At 64.0% G+C, this 20,795-nt stretch carries 14 protein-coding genes; 8 read left to right on the plus strand and 6 right to left on the minus strand.

What is annotated here, in order from left to right; translation table 11 throughout:
- Positions 1-10: 10 nt before the first annotated feature.
- The 5 genes from G7047_RS26795 to phnD all read right to left on the minus strand — a co-directional run bounded on the left by G7047_RS26795 (position 11) and on the right by phnD (position 9,853).
- The gene (locus G7047_RS26795) at positions 11-6,070 is read right to left on the minus strand and encodes an alpha-2-macroglobulin (RefSeq protein WP_166311353.1); all 6,060 of its coding nucleotides are present in this window, start codon (positions 6,068-6,070) and stop codon (positions 11-13) included.
- Positions 6,071-6,198: 128 nt separating this feature from the next.
- A complete protein-coding gene (phnE, locus tag G7047_RS26800; RefSeq protein WP_166311354.1) occupies positions 6,199-7,032 on the minus strand; it encodes a phosphonate ABC transporter, permease protein PhnE in 834 nt (277 codons plus the stop codon).
- The gene (gene phnE, locus G7047_RS26805) at positions 7,025-7,837 is read right to left on the minus strand and encodes a phosphonate ABC transporter, permease protein PhnE (protein ID WP_166311355.1); all 813 of its coding nucleotides are present in this window, start codon (positions 7,835-7,837) and stop codon (positions 7,025-7,027) included. Before phnE (G7047_RS26805) ends, phnE (G7047_RS26800) begins: the two co-directional genes overlap by 8 nt.
- A complete protein-coding gene (gene phnC / locus G7047_RS26810; protein WP_166311356.1) occupies positions 7,825-8,601 on the minus strand; it encodes a phosphonate ABC transporter ATP-binding protein in 777 nt (258 codons plus the stop codon). Before phnC ends, phnE (G7047_RS26805) begins: the two co-directional genes overlap by 13 nt.
- A gap of 256 nt (positions 8,602-8,857) precedes the next feature.
- Positions 8,858-9,853, minus strand: coding sequence for a phosphate/phosphite/phosphonate ABC transporter substrate-binding protein (phnD, locus tag G7047_RS26815; protein ID WP_166311357.1), 996 nt, complete (start codon positions 9,851-9,853; stop codon positions 8,858-8,860).
- Between the two features lie 196 nt (positions 9,854-10,049).
- On the opposite strand from phnD, the gene G7047_RS26820 reads away from it, so the two are divergent.
- Complete coding sequence (locus tag G7047_RS26820) at positions 10,050-10,733, plus strand: response regulator transcription factor (RefSeq protein ID WP_166311358.1); 684 nt, start codon at positions 10,050-10,052, stop codon at positions 10,731-10,733.
- On the plus strand, positions 10,717-12,204 hold the full coding sequence (locus G7047_RS26825; protein WP_166311359.1) for a sensor histidine kinase: 1,488 nt from the start codon (positions 10,717-10,719) through the stop codon (positions 12,202-12,204). The genes G7047_RS26820 and G7047_RS26825 overlap by 17 nt, the downstream gene beginning before the upstream one ends.
- Before the next feature lie 9 nt (positions 12,205-12,213).
- Here G7047_RS26825 and G7047_RS26830 read toward each other — a convergent pair whose 3' ends face one another.
- On the minus strand, positions 12,214-12,498 hold the full coding sequence (locus G7047_RS26830) for a hypothetical protein (RefSeq protein ID WP_166311360.1): 285 nt from the start codon (positions 12,496-12,498) through the stop codon (positions 12,214-12,216).
- 86 nt (positions 12,499-12,584) lie between these two features.
- Here G7047_RS26830 and G7047_RS26835 point away from each other — a divergent pair, with 86 nt between their 5' ends.
- From G7047_RS26835 to G7047_RS26860, 6 genes are all read left to right on the plus strand, one after another.
- Positions 12,585-13,865: a glutamate-5-semialdehyde dehydrogenase gene (locus G7047_RS26835; protein ID WP_166311361.1), complete on the plus strand. Its 1,281-nt coding sequence runs from the start codon at positions 12,585-12,587 to the stop codon at positions 13,863-13,865.
- A 61-nt stretch (positions 13,866-13,926) separates the two neighbouring features.
- Positions 13,927-15,390, plus strand: coding sequence for a Trk system potassium transporter TrkA (gene trkA / locus G7047_RS26840; RefSeq protein ID WP_166311362.1), 1,464 nt, complete (start codon positions 13,927-13,929; stop codon positions 15,388-15,390).
- 14 nt (positions 15,391-15,404) lie between these two features.
- Positions 15,405-16,871 (plus strand): TrkH family potassium uptake protein, encoded by a 1,467-nt coding sequence (locus G7047_RS26845; RefSeq protein ID WP_166311363.1) that lies wholly within the window; start codon positions 15,405-15,407, stop codon positions 16,869-16,871.
- Between the two features lie 124 nt (positions 16,872-16,995).
- Entirely contained in the window at positions 16,996-18,291 is a 1,296-nt protein-coding gene (gene gshA, locus G7047_RS26850) for a glutamate--cysteine ligase (RefSeq protein WP_166311364.1), read from the plus strand.
- Positions 18,291-18,722: a DUF5329 family protein gene (locus tag G7047_RS26855; RefSeq protein WP_205904681.1), complete on the plus strand. Its 432-nt coding sequence runs from the start codon at positions 18,291-18,293 to the stop codon at positions 18,720-18,722. The genes gshA and G7047_RS26855 overlap by 1 nt, the downstream gene beginning before the upstream one ends.
- A gap of 171 nt (positions 18,723-18,893) precedes the next feature.
- Positions 18,894-20,771, plus strand: coding sequence for a potassium transporter Kup (locus G7047_RS26860; protein ID WP_166311365.1), 1,878 nt, complete (start codon positions 18,894-18,896; stop codon positions 20,769-20,771).
- Positions 20,772-20,795: the final 24 nt, after the last annotated feature.

Genomic DNA, 20,795 nt, shown 5'->3' on the forward strand with positions numbered 1-20,795 from the left:
GCGGCGGAGGTCACTTTGGCACCACCTGCAGACGCGCACCCGCCGAGCGCGAGAACACCCGGCGGTCGTACATGTCTTCGCCGTAGGCGGGCGGTACGACGAAGTCGCCGACGTTGGTGGCGCGGGCCTTGTAGGTCAGCTCCATCATGTTCTTGTTCACGCTGCCGTAGAACACCACGCGGTCCTCGCGGATGTCGGCGTAGGCAAGGTTCCACGAGCCCTTGATGCCAAGGCGCTGCTTCCAGACCGGCTCCTGCGATTCCTCGTTCTGGCTGGCTTCGTCGTCGGCACTGCCGCTGCTCACGGGCTGCAGCACGGGTTCGAGGCCACCGGGCAGCATGTCGACCAGCGCCACGTCGGGCAGGTTTTCGCGGTCGGTGCTGCGCACGCGAACGCGCACGGTGACCTCATCGCCGATCTTCACCTGCGTGACGGGCTTGCCCGCCGCGTCGATCACCTCGTGATAGATCTCCATGCCTTTGTTCAGTGCCTTGTCGGGCACGTTGCGCTCGAAGCCCTGTTCGGCCCAGCTGTAGTAGAGGTTGAAGTCGCTGTCGTTGGCGAGTTTGAGTTTGCTCGTGCCGACCGGCACCTGCGCGCGCGCCACCGGGTTGATGCTGCCGAGCGCCAGCGCCGCCGCCTGGCTTTGCGCGTTGATCGACTGCACGCTCACGCGGCCCTCGGTGTTCTGGTTCACTGCGTTGAAATACGCGTCCACGGCCAGCACCATCGAAGCGGACGAGAGGCTGTTGTACCAACCGTCCTGCACCATGCCAGCTACGCCGTTCCACACCGTGGGCGGCAGCGTCTTGAGCTTCTCGGGGAAGTGGCGCGCTGCCACGTAGACCAGCATGCTCTCGTGCACCAGTGGGTCGTAGTACGCGCCCCAGGTGGTGCGGCGCTGTTTCTTCGCGGTGCGCGTGAGCAGGTCCTTCCACACGGGCTCGAACAGTTCGGCGGCCACCTTGTCCTGCTTGACGAGTTGGTAGCTCGCGGCCAGATAGGCTGCGCCGAGATCGGTGTTCAGCCCCTTGGCCTGACCGCTGCGCCAGGCCTCGCGCAGGTTGGCCAGCGCCGCTGGGGCGACGATGCCCTGGCGCGTGAGCAGGTAGAGCGCCTGCGTGTTCATGCGCCAGTTGTCGGGCGCAGCGTCGGCGTTGCCGAGGGCGCTTTGCAGATAGGTATTGGCCTGCTGCAGCAGGTCCTGCGGCACGGGCAGCTGGTGCTCTTTCGCTTCAAGCAGCAACTGCACCGCGTAGAGCGTGGCAAAGGTGTCGGGCGTCGCGTCGCCGGGCCAGGCCGAGAAGCCGCCTTCGCCGGTCTGGCGAGCGCGCAGCTGCACGATGTAGCGCTCAAGCACCTTGCGCGCATCGGGCAGCGGGCCCTGCTCGGCGGTTCTGCCGCGCGACATTTCCTTCATCAGCTCGGGGCGCGTGGAGAGCAGCACGGCCGGATACGTCTGGCTCGTGATCTGCTCGGTGCAGCCGTAGGGATAGGCCTCGAGATACTGCATCAGCCCGGTTGCGAACGACCATGGTGCGGATGACACGGCCACGTCGCTGCGGCGGAAGTTGGGGAAGAAGTCGCCCTGGCTTTTGATCTCGCCCGAGCGCTGGAAGCTGCCCGCCTGCACCAGCGAAACATAGGGCGACGCGGGCCGCACGCTGACCTCTTCCTTGAGATCGGCGCGGAAGTTCTTGTACACCGCGCTGAACGCGAGCGGCGACGAGCCGAGCACCGCATCCGCGCCCGCCTTGGCGCGCAGCTTGAATTTGGTGCTGGCTTCGCCGCGCTCGTTGATGCTGAGCGTTTGCGTCGCTCCGCCCACCACCTCGAGCCCACCGGATGCGTTGAGCGTGAGCGCAATCGGCACGTTCTTGCCGGAGCCCTCGATGTTGTTGGCCAGACCCACGCCGACCTCCACCGTGTCGCCCGGCGCCATCGCGAGCGGCGCGTTCGGCAGGATCACCATGTCGCCGCGCACGACCGTGGTGGTGCTCTTGGCGGCGGTGCTCTGGTCGTTGACGGCCACGGCCATCACGCGCAGGCTGCCGTTGAAGCTCTCGGGCACGGTGTAGCTGAACTCCCGGCTGCCGTTCACATCGACCAGACCCGACCAGTACGCGATCGGCTTGTCGCGCTTGCGCTTGAACGGGTTCAGGTGCTTGCCGAGCTCGTCCTCGCCATCGCCGCCGGGGGCGGCCGCGAGCATGAGCTTTTTGAACTCGGGCAGGATCATGTCCAGCGTCTGCAGCGTGTTCACCTCCAGCGCGCGCTTTTGGAAGAAGAACTTGAGCGGCGCGGGCGTCTTGTAGCGCGCCACCTGCAGAATGCCTTCATCGACCGCGAACACCACGGCGCGCGTGGGCTGGTCGCTGGCGAGCGTCATCTTCACGGTCTGGCCGGGCTTGACGAGTTCGCTGCTGGTCAGCGTGATGTTGGCCGTGCGCTTTGCGAGCGTGGTTGCGAACGGCGCGACGCCGTACGACAACGGGCTCATGTAGACCTCGTCAGACGACGGATCGCGCACGAAATGCACGGTGATGTAGCCCGTGCCCTCGAAGTCCTTGGGCACGGTGATTTTCTGCACTGACGCGGTCTTGTCGGTCTTGAACCAGGCGTGTGCATAGACCTTGTCGCGCTCAATGGTGATCAGGCCCGCGCCCACATACGGCGCGCGGATGCTCACCGAGATTTCCTGGCCCGGCTCATAGTCCTTCTTGTCGAGCGCGAGCTGCAGCTCGGCGTTGCGGTCGAGCGAACGGGTGACGTTGGCATTGCCCGCAACGCTGTAGTCGATGCGGTTCAGCGCCACGTTCTTTTCATCGAGCACGATGTAGGCGAAGTCGCCCGGTGTGGCGGTATCGAGCGCGAGTGTGTTGCCCGCTGCCGTGATGGCGAAGGGCTTCTCGTCGATCTGGATTTCCTTGGTGCGCGACTCGTAGCGGAACACACCGTTGTCCTGCTTGACGAGCACCGAGATCACCTTGCGCTCGATACGCTGCAGTTTCAGATTGGGAACGGCGGTCTTCTGCACCTTGGGATCGATGGCGATGATCGACGCGTTGCGCGCGGCGTTCTTCGCGACGTAGCGGGTGTCGCCATCAACCTTTGTGCCCACCAGATACGGCAGATCGCTCACCAGCGTCTGCGCCTCGGCGGCGACGCTGCGGCCGCCCTCGGGCTCAAAGGCCTTGGCAAGCACATGCACCTGGTAGGTTGCGGCCTCGAAGCGTGAGAGCCGCAGGTCGAACAACGCCTGCCCTTCGGCGCTAGTCTGCGCAGAGCCGAGGTCATCGACCTGCTTCTGGCCTTCCTTCTGCGGATCATGAAAACTGTAGTCGGGCAGGCTGCGGAAGGACGGGAATGCGGGTGTGAGCGTCAGCGTGCCCTCGACCTTGCGGTCCTGCGCGGGCGTGCCGAACAGGTTCTGCACATCGACATTCGCCTTCAGATCCTGCGGGCGCACCCAGCCTTCGCTCGCCTGCTGGCTGAGCGTGAGGCGCACCTTGGTGCGGTCGGGCAGGAACTCCTGCACCTTCACCGTGGTGGTGCCGATCAGCAGGCCGTTGGCTTCCGGCGTGCCCGCGTTCGCGCGGCGCGGCAGGTAGAGATTGACCGTGTAATTGCCGGTGGGCGAGCTGTCCTGCGTGGTGTGGCTGATCTCGGTCGCGCCACCCGCGCCGAGCTTGAGCTTCTCGCGCTTGACGCTCAGTCCGCGCGCATCGGTGATGTCCACTTCGACCGGTAGATCGCGCAGCGAGGTGTTCCAGTTGCCCGCCTTCACGATGATGCCGAGGTGCATGGTGTCGCCCGGGCGGTACATGCCCCGGTCGCTGAACACGAAGCCCTGCATCTGGTTGGGCACGCCCTTGGCGTAGACACCGCCGACGTCAAAGCGCGAGACGTCGAGCGTGCGGTCGTAGCGGTTGAGCGGCAGAAAGCTCATGTCGCCTTCCTTGCGCACGACGAGCACGACGGGTGACTTCTCGCGCTCGAATCCCGCAAGGCTCGGCAGGCTGGCGCGGCCCGTGGCGTCGGTCGTCTGCGTGGCGATGGTCACACCGTTGCGGCCCCAGACCTCCACCTGCGCTCCGCCCACTGGCTGGCCTGTGGCGATGCTCTGCACGAACACGTCGCGCGTGCCGTTGATGGACTTCTTCATGACGATGCCGAGATCGGTCACCAGTACCAGGCGCTGCTCTTTGTAGTTTTCGGTGTTGCGGTTGTCGTCGCCACCGTCCGTAGCCTCATCGTCCGAGCTCTGCTCCTCTTCCTCGGCGTCGGCATCTTCGTTGTGCGGCTTCGGCTGCTTGGCCTTGGGGTCGTAGCCCTGAACGGTCAGCAGGAAAACACCGCGCCGGTCGGTCTTGTCCTTGGCGAGGTAGCCGCTGAAATCCACGGTCTCGTAATGCGCCTTGCCGGCTTTCAGTTCCAGCGGAATCTTCTTTTCAAAGCGGTCCGAAATGTCCTCGAACGTGAGGCCGTACGACATCTGCGGGCGGCTGAAATCACCGTTGCTCTGGGTGACCATGTGCTGCAGCTGCTTGGGCAGCAGGCGGTGGAGTTCCACCCGCACGCCGGGCAGGTCGCGCACCAGTACCGGCAGTTTCTTCTCGCCGGAGAGCGCGAGCAGCGAGCCCTGGCTCACGATGCTGAGCTGCGGCGCGAACGGGTCGAGCTTGAGCACCACCTGGCGCGCTTCGCCGAGTTGGTAGCCGCCGGGCGTCTTGAGGCCCTTGGCCACGCGCACCAACAGGTAGCGGCCGCCCGCCCCCGTGGCCTGTGGCATGCGGAAGCTCACCGTCTCTGCGGCGTCGCGTTCGGTGGGCAGCGCGTCCAGCGTGAGCTTGTTCGCGGTTTTGAGCAGGGCGTCATTGAACTCGGCGGGCTTGGCGCTGGTCCAGTCGAACTTATCGACCGGCTCGCCATCGGCGTTCTTGTGCTTGGCGGGCAGTAGCCAGGCCTGCACGACCTGCGCCATTGCGCGATCACGCACTGGCATCGAGGCCGTCACGTTGAGCACATAGCCGGGCTCGCCGTTGTCTGCGTTGACGACCACGTTGCTCACGTCGCTGATGGAGAGACTGTAGAGACCGGGAATGCCCACGGCGCGCACCAGATCGTTGGCCACGCCGGGTCCGCCGCGTTTGGCGCTCGTGCCCTTGGCGATCTTGAGGATCACCGAGCGGGTCTTCTCGGGAATGGGCAGTGGCTCGGACAGAATGGTCGCGGTGAGCTGCCATTTGTCGTAGCTCACCGTGTATTTGAGCGGCTCGCATTTGGCGCTCTCGCCGAACTTGAGTAGCCCGCTTTCGCAGGGCTTGTCGTAGCTGAGAGCGATGCGCTTTTCGAACTCTGCCGTGTTCACAGGATGGCTGAAGCGCACCATGTAGAGCGCACGCCGCACATTGGCCTCGGTGGGGTCCTGATAGAACTCGGCGCTCTGCAGCGATTGCGCGAATGCGGGCGAGGTGAAGCTGATTTTCTTGCTCGCATCGGCCAGCACCACGTGATGGGCGAGCGCGTTGTCGGCAAGGCGGATGGAATAGGGCTGACCGACAGGCCAGTCTTCGCGCGGCATGAACTGCAGCTTGCGCGACTCTTCCCAGGTCCACTTGCCCGCGATGGCGGGCTCGAGGCTCACGCCCGTGGCCTCGATACCGGCGCTCAAGTGGATGGGGGCGGCGTCGCCCGAGAACTGGAGCACGAGTGGATTCGGCGGTGCGCTGTCTTCCACGCGGGTGCGCTGCGGCGGCGTGGCGGTGGCGGAGATGCGGGCGGGCTCGACCTTTTCAGGCGTGAGCCCGTGCCACCATTTCAGGACTGCGGGAGTGGCGAACCACGCGACTGCGGCCAGAGCGATCAGCAGCACGACCAAGAGCAGTCGCTGCTGCAGCCAGCAAAGCCCCCGGCGCACGGCGCACAGCGTCGCCGCAAGCCATGCGGGCGGTTGCCAAGAGCCGAAGACCAGCCGCAGCAGCGCGGCCAGCGGCCTCCATAGCAGGGACAAAAACTTCACCAGCACCTCGCTGGCTGCCGCCAGTTTCTGATTGGCTAGCCGTAGCATGAAAGACCTTCCGGAGCGTTGTTTGCTGTGCACCGAGTCTGTCAGTCAGGCGTGAAGCCACGGTGAGCTTCGTGAAGTCTATGTGAAGTCCCTTATATAGCGAGTGAGCACTGACGCGAGCGTTGCATTTACAGCACGCGCTTGCGGATTTGCAGCACCACGATTTCGGCCACGGCCACGACCACCAGAATGGTGAACAGCACCAGCGCCACGCGGTCCCACTGGAACAGGTCGATGCAGGTGTTGAGCACCACGCCGATGCCGCCCGCGCCCACGAGGCCGAGCACGCCCGACTCGCGCACGTTGATGTCCCAGCGCAGCAGCGCTACCGACCAGAACGCTGGTTTGATCTGCGGCCAGTAGCCGTACCAGAGCTGGGCAAATTGGCTCGCACCTGCCGCTTGCAGCGCCTCGATGGAGCCTTTGGGTGTCTGTTCCAGCGCCTCGCCGATCAGCTTGCCGACAAAGCCCACCGAACGCAGCGCAATGGCGAACATGCCGGCCAGCGGGCCGGGGCCGAAGATGGCGACGAACAGCATTGCCCAGACCAGCGAGTTCACGGAACGGCTGGCCACCAGCAATACGCGGGCGATGAAGTTCAGCGTGCGGCTCTTGGTGATGTTGGGCGCGACCATCACGCCGAGTGGTAGCGCGAGGAACAGCGACAGCACGGTGCCGAGCGTCGCCATGTGCAGCGTCTCCATCAGGCCCTGCAGCACGTCGGGCTGGAAGTAGGTCCAGTCGATGGGCCACATGCGCCCGAGCATGTCGGCCATCTGTTCGGGCGCGTCGTAGAGGAACTCGGGGATCACCTCGATGTAACGCACCGACTGCACGATGGCCCAGATGCAGAAGATCCACAGCAGATAGCGCAGCAGGCGCTGGCCGAAGCTGTGGTGCTCCCATTTGACCGGCTTCACAGGATTCAACGACGGGTTGGGTTTCATGCTGGCGTCAGACATGGAGAGCCTTTCGCACGGCGTTCACGATGATCTCGCCGATCACGATGATGATGATCACCGCCGCCAGAATCGTGCACACGAAGTTGTATTCATAGCGCAGGAAGGCGGCGAACAGCACACCGCCGATACCGCCCGCGCCGACGATGCCGACCATGGTGGAGTTGCGCAGATTGGAGTCGAGCTGGTAGGTGGCGAAGCCCACGAAGCGGCTGATCACCTGCGGCAGCACGCCGAACAGCACCACGTTCATGAACGACGCGCCGGTCGCGCGGATGGCCTCGATGGGCTTGGGTGAGATCTCTTCGATGGCGTCGGCGAACAGTTTGCCGACGAAGCCGACGGTTGCCACGATCAGCGCGAGAATGCCCGCGAGCGGCCCGAAGCCGACGGCCTTGACGAACAGGATGGCGCTGATCACCGGGTGCAGCGCGCGGCACACGGCGATCAGCCCGCGACCGAAGGCGCGCAGCGGCGCGGGCGACATGTTGGACGCCGACATCAGGCCGACTGGCAGGCTCAGCGCGATGCCGCCTGCGGTGGCGAGCACGGCGATCTGCATGGTCTCCTTGAGGCCCTGCCAGAGTTCGTCCATCTTGTTCATCTGCGGCGGGAACATCATGCCGATGAACTTGGCGGCGGCCGACCAGCCATTGGCCAGGCGCTCGCTGTTCACGCCCATGGTGGACAGCGCCCAAGCGCAGTAGGCGAGCAGCGCGAGCAGGGCGGCCTTCTGCTGCCAGCCCATGCTGAACGGCCTGCGCGCAGCGGCGGCGCCGACCGGGGTTGTGGAATTCACTCCAGCCATGCCTTGCCTCCGTAGATCTGGGTGAGGTGGTCTTCGGTCAGCCCCTCGGGCGCGCCGTCGTAGACCACGTGACCGCCGGTCATGCCGATGATGCGGTCGGCAAAGCTGCGTGCGAGTTCCACGTCGTGGATGTTGACCATCACCGGAATCTTGCGCTGGATGCCCTGCTCGCGCAGCAGCTGGATGATTTCGATGGAGGTCTTGGGATCGAGTGAAGACGTGGGCTCGTCGGCCAGCAGCACGGCGGGTTGCTGCGCGAGCGAGCGTGCAATGCCCACGCGCTGGCGCTGGCCGCCGCTCAAGGCGTCGGCGCGGCGCGAAGCGAAGTCGCCTAGGCCCACTTCGTTCAGGAGTTGCTGTGCGTGCTCGATGTCCTGCGGATCGAACTTGCGCCGCCATGCGCGCCATGCCGAGGTGTAGCCGAGGCGGCCGGTGAGCACGTTTTCCATCACGCTCAGGCGGTCAACGAGGTTGTACTCCTGGAACACCATGCCGATGTGGCGACGCGCGCGGCGCAGCTCGCTGCCCGAGAGTTTTGCCATGTCGGTGCGCTGGCCTTCGATGGTGATCCAGATTTCTCCGGAGGTCGGATCGACCAGGCGGTTGATGCAGCGGAGCATCGTGGACTTGCCCGTGCCCGATGGGCCGATCACGCAGGTCAGGCCCGAGGCCGGCAGCGACAAGTTGATGGATTTCAGAATCGGTTGACCGGGTCTGTATTCCTTCACCAGGTTCTTTATCTCGATGGCTTTTTGTTCGGTCATGGTTGGCTTGTGTTTGGGGCTTGTTGGCTGGTCGTTTGGGGGCGGCAATACAGCCCCTCATGCGTCGTTGTCGAAGCCTTGCCGTATCGACATACTGTCTGCGGCTTTGTCTTGCCGTTGGGGCTGGCGGCTCAGGCGCTCGCTGTGCTTCGTGGGCTCGCTCCGGCATGCGGGTGCGGATGTGGACGCTAAGGCCCCAAACGACAACGCGGGCGGATGCTGTTTTCAACATCCGCCCGCGTGCTTCATCCTGTGCTTACTTCTTCTGCGCGGCCTTGTCGAAGGCTTCGCGGGTGAAGGATTCGCCGGATGCCTGGGCTACGTCGCGCACCAGTTGCCAGTCTTTTTTGTAGGTGATGGGCAGGAAGCGGTCGCCGCCAAGGCCCTTGGCCATTTCGGCGGGGACCTTGTAGTCGAAGAAGCAGCCCTTGATTTTTTCCTGCAGTGCGGGGGCGAGGTTATAGGCGAACGCGTAGGCGTCGGTCGGGAACATCTCGCTGGTGTAGAGCACGCGGAAGTCGTCCTTGCCGACCACGCCGCGTTCGGTCATGTGTTCGAGCACGTCGCTCGCCACGGGGGCGGCGTCGTAGTCGCCGGTTTTCACGCCAAGGATGGACTGGTCATGCTTGCCGGAGTAGACCACCTTGTAGTCTTTGTCGGGCGTGATGCCGAGCTTGGGGAACAGGGCGCGCGGGGCCAGGTTGCCGGAGTTGGACGAGGGCGAGGTGTGGGCGATGCGCTTGCCCTTGAGGTCGTCGAGTTTCTGGTAGCTGCTGCCCTTTTGCACGATCATCTTGAGGTGCATGCCGACGGGACCGTGGTCGTTGCCACGGATCGCGAACGGCACGGCGCCTGCAAGGTTGACGGCGAAGTTCACCGGGCCGGGCGAGAACGCGGCGATGTGCAGGCGGCCCGAGCGCATGGCTTCGATCTGGGCGGCGTTGGATTGCACCGGGAAGAACACAACCTTCTTGCCCACGCATTGCGACAGGTGGCCCATGAACGGGCGGAACAGCTTTTCGTAGATGGAGGGGTCTTCCACCGGCGTGAAGGCGAACACCAGCGTGCTCGGGTCCTTGAGCTTCTTGGCGTCGGTGGGGGTGTCGGCCACCATGTCCTTGTTGGCGTCGCAGAACTGGGCGTCCAGATCGCCGCGGTGGGCGCAGGCGGCATCCTGCGCGAAGCTGGCGGACGTTGCAGCGGCCAAGGCCATGCCGATGAATGCCGCGCGGGCTGTAGGTTTCAAGGTCATCTCTTATCCTTGTCTTGGGGAATATTGGAAGATGGCCCGACTATAGGGAGCACAATGCGCGCGTTTGGTGCGCGCCTTTCGACCGGCTTGCGCTTGGCTTTCAAGTTGCTTTCAAAATGAGAAAAATCACCTGTTTCATGCCTCTTGCTGCATTGCAGCACGCCTTTTGCGCCGCAGCATCAGAGGCGCACGGACGATGAAGGTGCTGCTGGTCGAGGATGATCTGGACCTGAGCGCTGCGTTGTCCCGCGTGCTCACGCGGCGCGGCATCCATGTCGAGCATTGCACGGACGGCGTGCAGGCGCTGGTGCAACTGGGCGCGGGGCAGTTCGACGTGGTCATGCTCGATCTCGGCCTGCCGGTGATGGACGGGTTGCAGTTGGTCTCCAAGATCCGCGCCAAGGGCAACGAGGTGCCGGTGCTGGTGGTGACGGCGCGCGGTGCGGTCGGCGACAAGGTGGCCGGGCTCAACGCCGGGGCCGACGACTATCTCGCCAAACCCTTCGATCTGGACGAGTTGGAAGCCCGCCTGCGCGCGCTGTGCCGCCGCGCGGGTGGCAGCGCGGGCGAGATGCGCTGCGGGCGGCTGCGTGTGGAGCGCGCGTCGCACGTGGCCTATGTGGACGGGCGGGCGCTGGAGCTCACGCCGCGCGAGTCGGCATTGCTGGCCGCGCTGATGGAGCGCCCCGGCCACGCGGTCACCAAGGAGCGGCTGACGGCGCTGGTTTTCCCCTCGGATCAGGCGACGCAGGCCGATGCGGTCGAGGTGGTGGCGCATCGCCTGCGCAAGAAACTGCTTGCGACCGACGTGCAGATCACTACGCTGCGCGGCGTGGGCTATCTGATTCAGGAAAGCGCGGATGGTGGCGCGGCGCACTGACGGCTCCGCAATGCAGGACGCCTCCGCGCGCGCGTTTTCGCTGCGCCGCAGGCTGCTGATCTGGATGGCGGTGCCGCTTTTGGTGTTTGTGCTGTTCGATGCGTGGCTCGGTTACCGCAACGCGCTGCAGACCACGCAGTCGGCCTATGACCGTCTGCTGGTGACGGCGGCGCACGCGCTCGGCGACATGATCCGCCTTGAGCGCGGTGAGCTACAGGTGACGCTGCCGCATTCGGCGCTGGAGCTGTATTCGACCGACGTGCGCACCGACCTGCGCGAGCAGCCGGGCCGCAGCCCGCTGCTGTACCGCGTGAATTTTCTCAACGGCGATTTTCTTGCGGGCGATGCCGCGCTGCCCGCCTACACCGGCCTGCCACCACTCAACGATGTCTACGCCTCGCGTCTGCAGTTCTACGACCGCGACATGGAGGGCGGAGAGCCCGCGCGCTTCGTGGCTCTGTGGCAGCCGGTGGAATCTTCCGAGGGCATGCGCTATGTGGTGGTGCAGGTGGGTGAGTATGTGTCGTACCGCTACGCCATCGGCCGCACTCTTTTGTGGAACACGCTGGCGCGGCAGTGCGCGCTGTTGCTGCTGTTGCTGGTCGCGATGTGGGTGGTGGCGACGGCGGCGCTGCGGCCACTCAGGGTGCTGGCGCGCTCGGTGGAGCAGCGCAGCCACGATGATCTCCGGCCGATTGCCACGGCCGACACGCCCGAGGAGGTCGGCCCCTTGCTTTCGGCCTTCAACGGCCTGCTTGCGCGCGTGGACGGCTCGCGCCAGCGTCAGCAGCGCTTTGTGGCGGATGCCTCGCACCAGCTGCGCACGCCGCTGGCAGTGCTGCAACTGCATGCGGAATCAGGTCTCAAGGGCGACGTGCCTGCGCGTGAGGCGTTGGCCAGCATTGCGGACACCACGGGCCGCACCAGCCGTGTCGTTCACCAGTTGCTGATGTGGAACCGCGCGCAGAGCGATCAGGCGGATCTGGTGCAAATGGTCGAAACCGTCGAGCTGCAGAGCCTGATGCGGGATGTGGCGGTCGAGCTCTCGCCGCTGCTGGCGCGCAGGCAGCTGGATTTTTCGCTGGAAGGGCCCGAAAAGCCTGCCGAAACGCAGGCCATGTGGCACGGGGAGCGCTGGATGGTTGAGGAAATCCTCAAGAACCTGCTGACCAATGCGATCCAGCACGCGCCGGAGCGTTCGGCGCTGGGTATGCGGCTGAAGGAAAGCGGCGAAGGCTGGGAACTCGAGGTCTGGGACGGCGGAGCGGGGCTTGCGCAGGCCGTGGCGGACCGCTTGTTCGAGCCCTTCATCACGGGCGGAGGCGGCAAGGGCGCGGGGTTGGGTCTGGCGATCTGCCGCGATCTCGCGCTGGCGCTGGGCGGAACGCTCAGCGTGCGCAACCGCACGGGCACAGGGCAGACGGGGGTGAGCGCGGTACTGCGCTTGCCGAAGACGCCGCACGAATCGTAGAAAGCGGGGTCAGCCGCGCTGCAATTGCTGATCGGCCTTGTCCAGCCAGACTTGCAAGCTGTCATGCAGGTCCTTCTGGCTGAACGAGCAGCTTTCCTCGGTGAACAGGGCGCCGGCTTCCAGACGGTCGAGCAGGCCGAGCAGTACCTCGGAATAGCGCGCGGGCAGGGCGGTGAAAAGGGCGCTTTGGTTGCGGGCGGCGTCGCTGAAACCGTGGGGGCTCAGGCCGCCGTCCGCCAGTTGCTGCAGGCGTTCGCGGAGGCTGTTCAGTTCGTAGAGGGCGGTGTCGGTCATGGCGCTTGGAGGCTGGAAAGTGGCGGAAAGCCACAAGCGTAACCCTTGTGCACGCGGGACGGGCGGTTTCGGTGAAAATCGAGGGTATGAACGCGCTCAATATCGCTGAATACACCCACGCCCTCGGAGTTCAGGCCAAGTCGGCCTCTGCACTGATGGCGCGTGCTCCGTCCGCCGTCAAAAGCAAGGCCCTCAAGGCGCTGGCCCGTCTGCTGCGTGAAAACGTGGACGCGCTGCAGATCGACAACGCCCGCGACCTGGACCGCGCCCGCGCGGCCGGTCTGGCCGAGCCGATGGTCGACCGCCTGAAACTCACCCCCAAGGTGCTGGAAACCTGCGCCGAAGGCTGCGAGCAGCTCGCGGTGATGCCGGACATCATCGGCGAAGTGCTTGGCATGAAGCAGCAGCCCAGCGGCATTCGCGTGGGCCAGATGCGTGTGCCGATCGGCGTATTCGGCATGATCTACGAAAGCCGCCCGAACGTGACCATCGAGGCGGCCAGCCTGTCGATCAAGAGTGGCAACGCCTGCATTCTGCGCGGCGGTTCCGAGGCGATTGACTCCAACAAGGCGCTGGCCCTCTTGGTCGGCAAGGCGCTGGCCGAGGCCGGTTTGCCCGAGCATGGTGTGCAGCTGGTGCAGACCACCGACCGCGAGGTCGTCGGCCAACTGATCACCATGCCCGACTATGTGGATGTGATCATTCCGCGCGGCGGCAAGGGCCTGATCGAGCGCATCAGCCGCGACGCGCGCGTGCCGGTCATCAAGCATCTGGACGGCAATTGCCACACCTATGTGGACGATCCCTGCGACATCGCCTTGGCGCTCAAGGTGACGGAAAACGCCAAGACGCAGAAGTACAGCCCGTGCAATGCGACGGAAAGCCTGTTGGTGGCGCGCGGTGTGGCGGTGCAATTCCTGCCGAAGATCGGCGCGGTGTTCGCCGCCAAGGGCGTGGAGATGCGCGGCACGCCCGAGGCGCTCGCCATTCTCCAGCCCGTGGCCGACGCCAAGCTGGTCGAAGCGGTCGAAAGTGATTGGAGCGAGGAATATCTCGCGCCGATCATCAGCATCAAGATCGTTGAGGGTGTGGATGAGGCGATCGCCCACATCAACCAATACTCGAGCCACCACACCGAGGCCATCCTCACCACCAACCATGTGCATGCACAGAAGTTTCTGCGCGAGGTGGATTCGGCGAGCGTGATGGTGAATGCCAGCACCCGCTTTGCGGACGGCTTCGAATTCGGTCTCGGTGCCGAAATCGGCATCAGCACTGACAAGTTCCATGCGCGCGGTCCGGTAGGCATCGAGGGCCTTACTTCGCTCAAATGGATCGTGCTCGGCGAAGGCGAGATCCGGGGCTGACTGCCGCTGGGTGCTGCCAATGGGCGTTGATGACTGAGCCAGTCAGGGTGGGATACACACGATGAAAATCATCATTCTGGGGGCGGGAAGGGTCGGTGCCAGCGTGGCGGACAGCCTCGAGTCCGAGCGCAACGACATCACGGTGATCGACCAGGATCCGGAGCGGCTGCGTGAGCTGGAGTCTCGCTACGACCTGCGCGGCGTGGTCGGCAACGGCATCGATCCGCGGGTGCTGGCTGAGGCAGGCGCCAACGATACCGATCTGCTGATCGCCTGTGCGGCGCAGGATGAGACCAATCTGGTCTGCTGCAAGGTCGCTCAGGTGATGTTCAATGTGCCCAAACTGATCGCGCGGGTGCGTTCGTCGGGGCTGGACAAGACCGAGCAGTTGCTCGGCAAGGACGGCTTCGGCGTGGACCGCATCATCTGCCCCGAGGAATCGCTGACCCGCTACATCGGCAAGCTCATCGAGTTTCCCGAGGCCATGCAGGTGCGCGAGTTCGCGGGCGGGCGGGCCTGTCTGGTGTCGGTGCGCGCGCGCGGCGGCGCGCCGATGGTGGGCCACCGCATCAGCGCGCTGCGGTTGATGGCGCCCGATGTGGGGATGCGCATCGTCGCGATCTACCGGCGTTTTGCGGATGAGCCCGACCGCTTCATTTCCTGCGACGGCTCGACCATGGTGGAGCCCGGCGACGAGGTTTTCGTGCTCTCCGGGCGCGAGCAGATTCCCGAGGTGCTGTCCTCGTTCCATCGCCAGAGCGGCCAGGCCGCGCGCCCGGTGCGCCGCGTGATGATGGCCGGTGGCGGGCGCGTGGCGCTGCGGCTGGCCAATCAGCTCACGAAGAAGGGCAATTTGCAGATCAAGATCATCGATATGAATCCGGATCGCTGTGTGGATCTGGCGTCGCAGTTGCCTTCTGACGTCCTGGTGCTGCAGGGCGATGCGACAGACGAGGAACTGCTGAGCAACGAGAGCATTGAGGACATCGACCTGTTTCTCGCCATCACCAGCGACGACGAAGACAACATCATGGCGAGCTTGCTCGCCAAGCGCATGGGCGCAAGCCGCGTGCTGGCGCTCATCAACCGGCGCAGCTATGCCGACCTGATGCACGGCACGCAGATCGACATCGCGCTGTCGCCCGCGCAGGCGATGCTTGGCGAGCTGCTGGCCTATGTGCGTCAGGGCGATGTGCAGGCGGTGCACAGCCTGCGCCGGGGTGTAGCGGAGGCGCTGGAAATCGTCGCGCGTGGCGACCACAAGAGCTCGCGCGTGGTGGGCCGCAAGGTCAGCGAGATCCATTTGCCGCCCGAGGTGAACATGGGGCTGATCGTGCGCGGTCTGCCCGATCCGCGAGACCATGAGGCGCAGCAGCATCCGCAACCTGAGCGCGAGCCCGAAGTGATCATTCCACGCAGCCACACGGTGATCGAATCGAACGACCACGTGGTGTTCTTCCTGCCCAACAAGCGGCTGGTGAAGGATGTGGAAAAGCTCTTTCGCGTCAGCGCGACGTATTTCTGACCCTGCCGCCGACCATGACCGACATTCTTCCCGTCCTGCGATTGCTCTGCGCCTTGCTCGCGATGTTCGCGGGCGCGCTGCTGGTGCCGCTTGGCGCGTCGGTCTATGCGGACGACGGGCTGTGGGAGTGCTACGTTGTCTCGATTCTGTTCACGCTCCTGGTCTCGGCGATTCTGTGGTTCAGTACGCGCAGGTTCCAGCGCGAATTGCTGCCGCGCCATGGCGTAATGCTGGTGTCGATGGTATGGATGGTGCTGCCGCTGTTCGCGGCGATTCCGCTGATGCTCGCGTCCTACGAGATCCATCAGCCGATGTCATTCACGCACGCGTATTTCGAAGCGGTGTCGGGGCTGACGACCACGGGCAGCTCGGTCATGTCGAATCTTGACCAGTTGCCGTTGTCGCTCAACATCTGGCGCACTTTCATGCAGTGGATCGGTGGCATGGGGATTCTGATTCTGGCCGTTGCCGTGCTGCCCTTGCTGGGCGTGGGTGCGAGCCAGCTCTTCAAGGCCGAGGCGGCCGGGCCGGTCAAGGACACCAAGCTCACCCCGCGCATGACGGAAACCGCCAAGGGGCTGTGGGGCGTGTATTTTCTGTTTTCACTGTTCTGCGCTCTGGGCTACTGGTGGGCGGGCATGACGCCGGAAGACGCGATCATGCACATGTTCACGACGGTGAGTCTGGGCGGTCTGTCACCGCACGACGCGAGTTTTGCGTACTTCAAGTCGCCACTCATGGAGAGCATCGCAGTCTTCTTCATGCTGGCGGCGAGCTGCAATTTCGCGCTCTACTTCATCGCACTGCGCAAGGGCAACTGGCGCGGTTTCTGGCGCGACGTGGAGATGCGCGCGACCATGGTCACGCTGGTCGGCGGCGGGCTGTTCGTGGCACTGCTGCTGTGGTTCAAGGATGTCTATGCGCCGCTCGACGCGCTTCGCATGGGTCTGTTTCATGTGATCTCGGTCGGCACGACGACCGGCTACACGACCACCGACTACCTGAACTGGCCGGTGTTCGCGCCGGTGTTCATGATCATGCTCTCTGGCGTGGCGACCGGTGCGGGCTCGACCGGCGGCGGCATCAAGATGGCGCGTATGCTGATTCTGCTGAAGCAGGCCCGCCGTGAGATGGCGCGCATCATCCACCCGAATGCGGTGCAGCCCGTCAAGCTGGGCCATGCCGTGGTGGACAATCGCATGATCTTCGCGGTGCTGGCCTTCATGCTGGTGTACGGCGCGACCGTGATCGTGCTGAGCATGGTGTTGCTGCTCACTGACCTCGATCCGCTGACTGCGTTCTCCGCCGTGCTGGCGAGCGTTCACTGCGCGGGCTCAGCAATGGGGCGGCTCGGACCCAGCTCCAGCTATGCGGTGTTGACGGACTTCCAGCTCTGGGTTTGCACGCTAGGCATGCTGCTCGGGCGTCTGGAAATCCTGAGCTTCATCGCGTTGTTGACACCCACCTTCTGGCGTCGATAGCAGGCGGGCCCGAAGCGGCCTTGTTCAGCGACCGGCGGGCGGCGTTTCGGAGTCGATTTCTCATGTCTCGTAAAATGGTGGGCTTACCCCGCCCAAAGCCTTTTGCAATCTTGCGAGGACATTGATGGTTCCCCATCTCATTACCGCCCTGACCGGCCCCATCAACGAACTGGAACAACGCATTCTGGATTCGATGCCAGCGATCGAACGCTGGTTCCGCCTCGAGTGGATGGAGCACACGCCTCCGTTCTATTCGTCTGTGGACATCCGCAATGCAGGTTTCAAGCTGGCTCCGGTCGACACCAACCTGTTTCCGGGCGGCTGGAACAATCTGACTGAGCAAATGCTGCCGCTGGCCGTACAGGCTGCGATGGCCGCCATCGAAAAGATCTGTCCCGAAGCCCGCAACCTGCTGATCGTTCCCGAGAACCACTCGCGCAACACCTTCTATCTGGCCAATGTGATGCAGCTACAGCGCATCTTCAACATGGCTGGCCTGAATGTGCGCATTGGCTCGGTGAGCCCAGAGATCAAGAAGGTCACGACGATCACGCTGCCGCACGGCGAGTCGATCACGCTGGAGCCGGTGATCCGCACCAAGCGCCGCCTGGGGCTCAAGAATTTTGATCCCTGCACGATTCTGCTGAACAACGACCTCTCCGCCGGTGCGCCCGGCATTCTGGAAGAACTCTACGAACAATACCTGCTGCCGCCGCTGCATGCGGGCTGGAGCGTGCGCCGCAAGAGCCGCCATTTCCAGAGCTACGAGGAAGTCTCCAAGCGCTTCGGCAAGATGCTGGGCATCGACCCGTGGCTGATCAACCCGCTGTTCACCAAGGTGGAAGGTGTTGATTTCAACGAGGGCGTGGGCCTCGAGGAACTGCAGACCTCCGTTGACGCGACGCTCACCAAAGTGCGCCGCAAGTACAAGGAATACGGAATCAACGAGAAGCCCTGGGTCGTGGTCAAGCCGGACAACGGGACCTACGGCATGGGCATCATGACGGTGCGCGATGCCAAGGAACTTGACGACCTGAACCGCAAGACGCGCAACAAGATGGCGGTCATCAAGGACGGTCAGGTCGTGCACGATGTGATCGTGCAGGAAGGCGTGCTCACCCGCGAACGCGTGCAAGAAGCCGTGGCCGAGCCGGTCGTCTACATGATGGATCGCTATGTGGTCGGCGGCTTCTACCGCATGCACGCCGAGCGCGGCACCGACGAAAACCTCAACGCCCCCGGCGCAAGCTATGTGCCTCTGGCGTTCGAGCACAGCACGCATCTGCCACAGCCCGGCGCACGCCCCGGTGCCAGCGCTCCGAACCGCTTCTACATGTATGGCGTGGTTGCGCGTCTGGCGATGCTGGCGGCGAGCTACGAGCTTGAGGCGACTGATCCGAACGCCGAGGTCTACGACTGATGAGGAAAGGGAGGGGCAAGGGCGCGGCGATGGAGCATGGAACCCCCCGTTTTGCGCCATCGCGGCGGGCCACGTTGCTGGCGCTGGTGGCTTGCATGTGCCTGTCGGCAACGCCCGCGTTCGCGCTCTCTGACAAGGAAGAGGCGCGCGTGCTTGCCATGCTCGCGCTGCTGGAGAAGCGCTCCGATCTCGTCTTTATCCGCAACGGCGATTCGCACAGTGCGGTGGACGCCGCTGCCCATCTCAGGCTCAAGCTTTCGCGCACGCGTAGCCGACTGGACACGGCCGAGCAGTTCGTCGACAAGGTGGCTTCGTCGTCGTCCGTGTCCGGCGCGCCTTATCTGATTCAGCAATACGGCAAGCCATTGGAACCCGCGAAGCCGTTTCTGCAGCAATTGCTCAAGCAGGCCGGCCAGCCCTCTGGACGATAGGCTCGTCAACAGAAATCGCAAAAAATTGGCGTCTGTGAGTGGTTGCTATGGTGGCAGCACCACAACTGTCAACGATCACTGGGCCTTGGCTTGCGGGCGACGCAAAATGGCTCCGATTGATGGAAAATACCGCCCAACAGCCCGCATTCGCGTTCTGGGTGACTGATCCCTGTGCAAAATTCGAAATCCTCCCTCACCACGCTCACTCTGGGCGCGATCGGTGTCGTCTATGGTGACATCGGCACCAGTGTGCTGTATACGCTCAAGGAGGTGTTCGGCTCGGGCCATGTTCCGTTCACCCACGACAACGTTTACGGCATCCTCTCCATCCTGTTCTGGACGCTGACGCTGATCGTCTCGCTCAAGTACGTCGTGCTTGTGCTGCGCGCCGACAACAACGGCGAAGGCGGCCTGATCGCGATGCTGGCGCTGGCCTCGCAGGCCGTGAAGGACAAGCCCAAACTGCGCTCCGCGCTGATGATGATCGGCATCTTCGGCACCTGTCTTTTCTATGGCGACGGGGTCATCACGCCCGCCATCTCGGTGCTCTCGGCTGTCGAGGGCCTGGAGCTCGTCTCGCCGCATTTCACCAAGGGGGTTGTGCCGCTCACCGTGATCGTGCTGATCGCACTCTTCATGCTGCAAAAGCGCGGTACGGCGGGTATCGGCAAATTCTTCGGCCCGATCATGTTGATCTGGTTCATCAGCATCGCGGCGCTGGGTGTCTGGAACATCATGCAGCACCCCTCGGTGCTGCGTGGCCTGAGCCCTCATTACGCGCTTGGGTTCATCTTCCAGAATCCGGGTATCAGTTTCATCATTCTGGGTGCCGTCGTCCTGTGTGTGACGGGTGCCGAGGCGCTCTATGCCGACATGGGCCACTTTGGCCGCAGGCCGATCCGCCTGGCATGGTTCAGCATCGCCATGCCGGCGCTCACGCTGTGCTACTTTGGTCAGGGCGCGCTGGTGCTCGAGAATCCGGATGCGATCAAGAACCCGTTCTACATGCTGGCCCCCAGCTGGGCGGTGTTGCCGCTGGTGGTGCTGGCCACGCTGGCGACGGTGATCGCTTCTCAGGCGCTGATCACCGGCGCGTTCAGCGTCACCAAGCAGGTGATCCAGCTCGGCTACCTGCCGCGCATCCAGATCGAGCACACCAGCGTGCGCGACATGGGCCAGATCTACATCCCGTTCATCAACTGGAGCCTGTGCGTTGCGATTGCACTCGCGGTGGTGATGTTCCGCTCCAGCAGCAATCTGGCGGCCGCCTACGGCATCGCGGTGACGCTGGACATGACGATCACCTCCGTGCTCACCTTCTTCGTGCTGCGTTATGGCTGGAAATATCCGCTGTGGATGGCGCTCACGCCCACGCTGTTCTTCTTTTTCATCGACGTCACGTTTTTCGCGTCCAACATGCTCAAGCTCTTCGAGGGCGGCTGGTTCCCGTTGACCATCGGCTTTGCCGTGTTCACGGTGATGATGACCTGGAAGCGCGGCCGCGATCTCATCTACAACAAACTGCACTCCGACGGTATCGACCTTCGGGACTTTCTACAGATGGTGCTCCTGCAGCAACCACCCATCACACGGGTGGCTGGCACTGCGGTGTTCCTGACGGCGGATCCCAAGGTCACCCCGACGGCGCTCCTGCATAACCTCAAACACAACAAGGTGCTGCATGAGCAGAACATCTTCGCGACCATCGTCAACCACGAGGTGCCATGGATCGGGCTCGACAAGCGCGTGCAGATCGAGTCGCTGGGCAGCGACTGCTGGAGCGTGAAGATCAACTACGGTTTCAAGAACGACCCGGACGTCCCGGCGGCGCTGCAGCAGTTGCGCGGCCGTGGCTGCGAGCTCGAGAGCATGAGCACCAGCTATTTCCTCTCGCGCGACGTGTTCGTACCCGGCGACAACAACAGTGGCATGGCGCTTTGGCGTCAGAAGCTGTTTGGCCAGATGCACCACAATGCGGCGGGCGTGGCTGACTTCCTGCTTTTGCCCAGCAACAGTCTGGTGGAGCTGGGCTCCAAGGTGGAAGTCTGACGCCTTCCAGCGTGCGGACGTGTT

Source organism: Diaphorobacter sp. HDW4A, assembly GCF_011305995.1.
Lineage (GTDB): Bacteria > Pseudomonadota > Gammaproteobacteria > Burkholderiales > Burkholderiaceae_C > Diaphorobacter_A.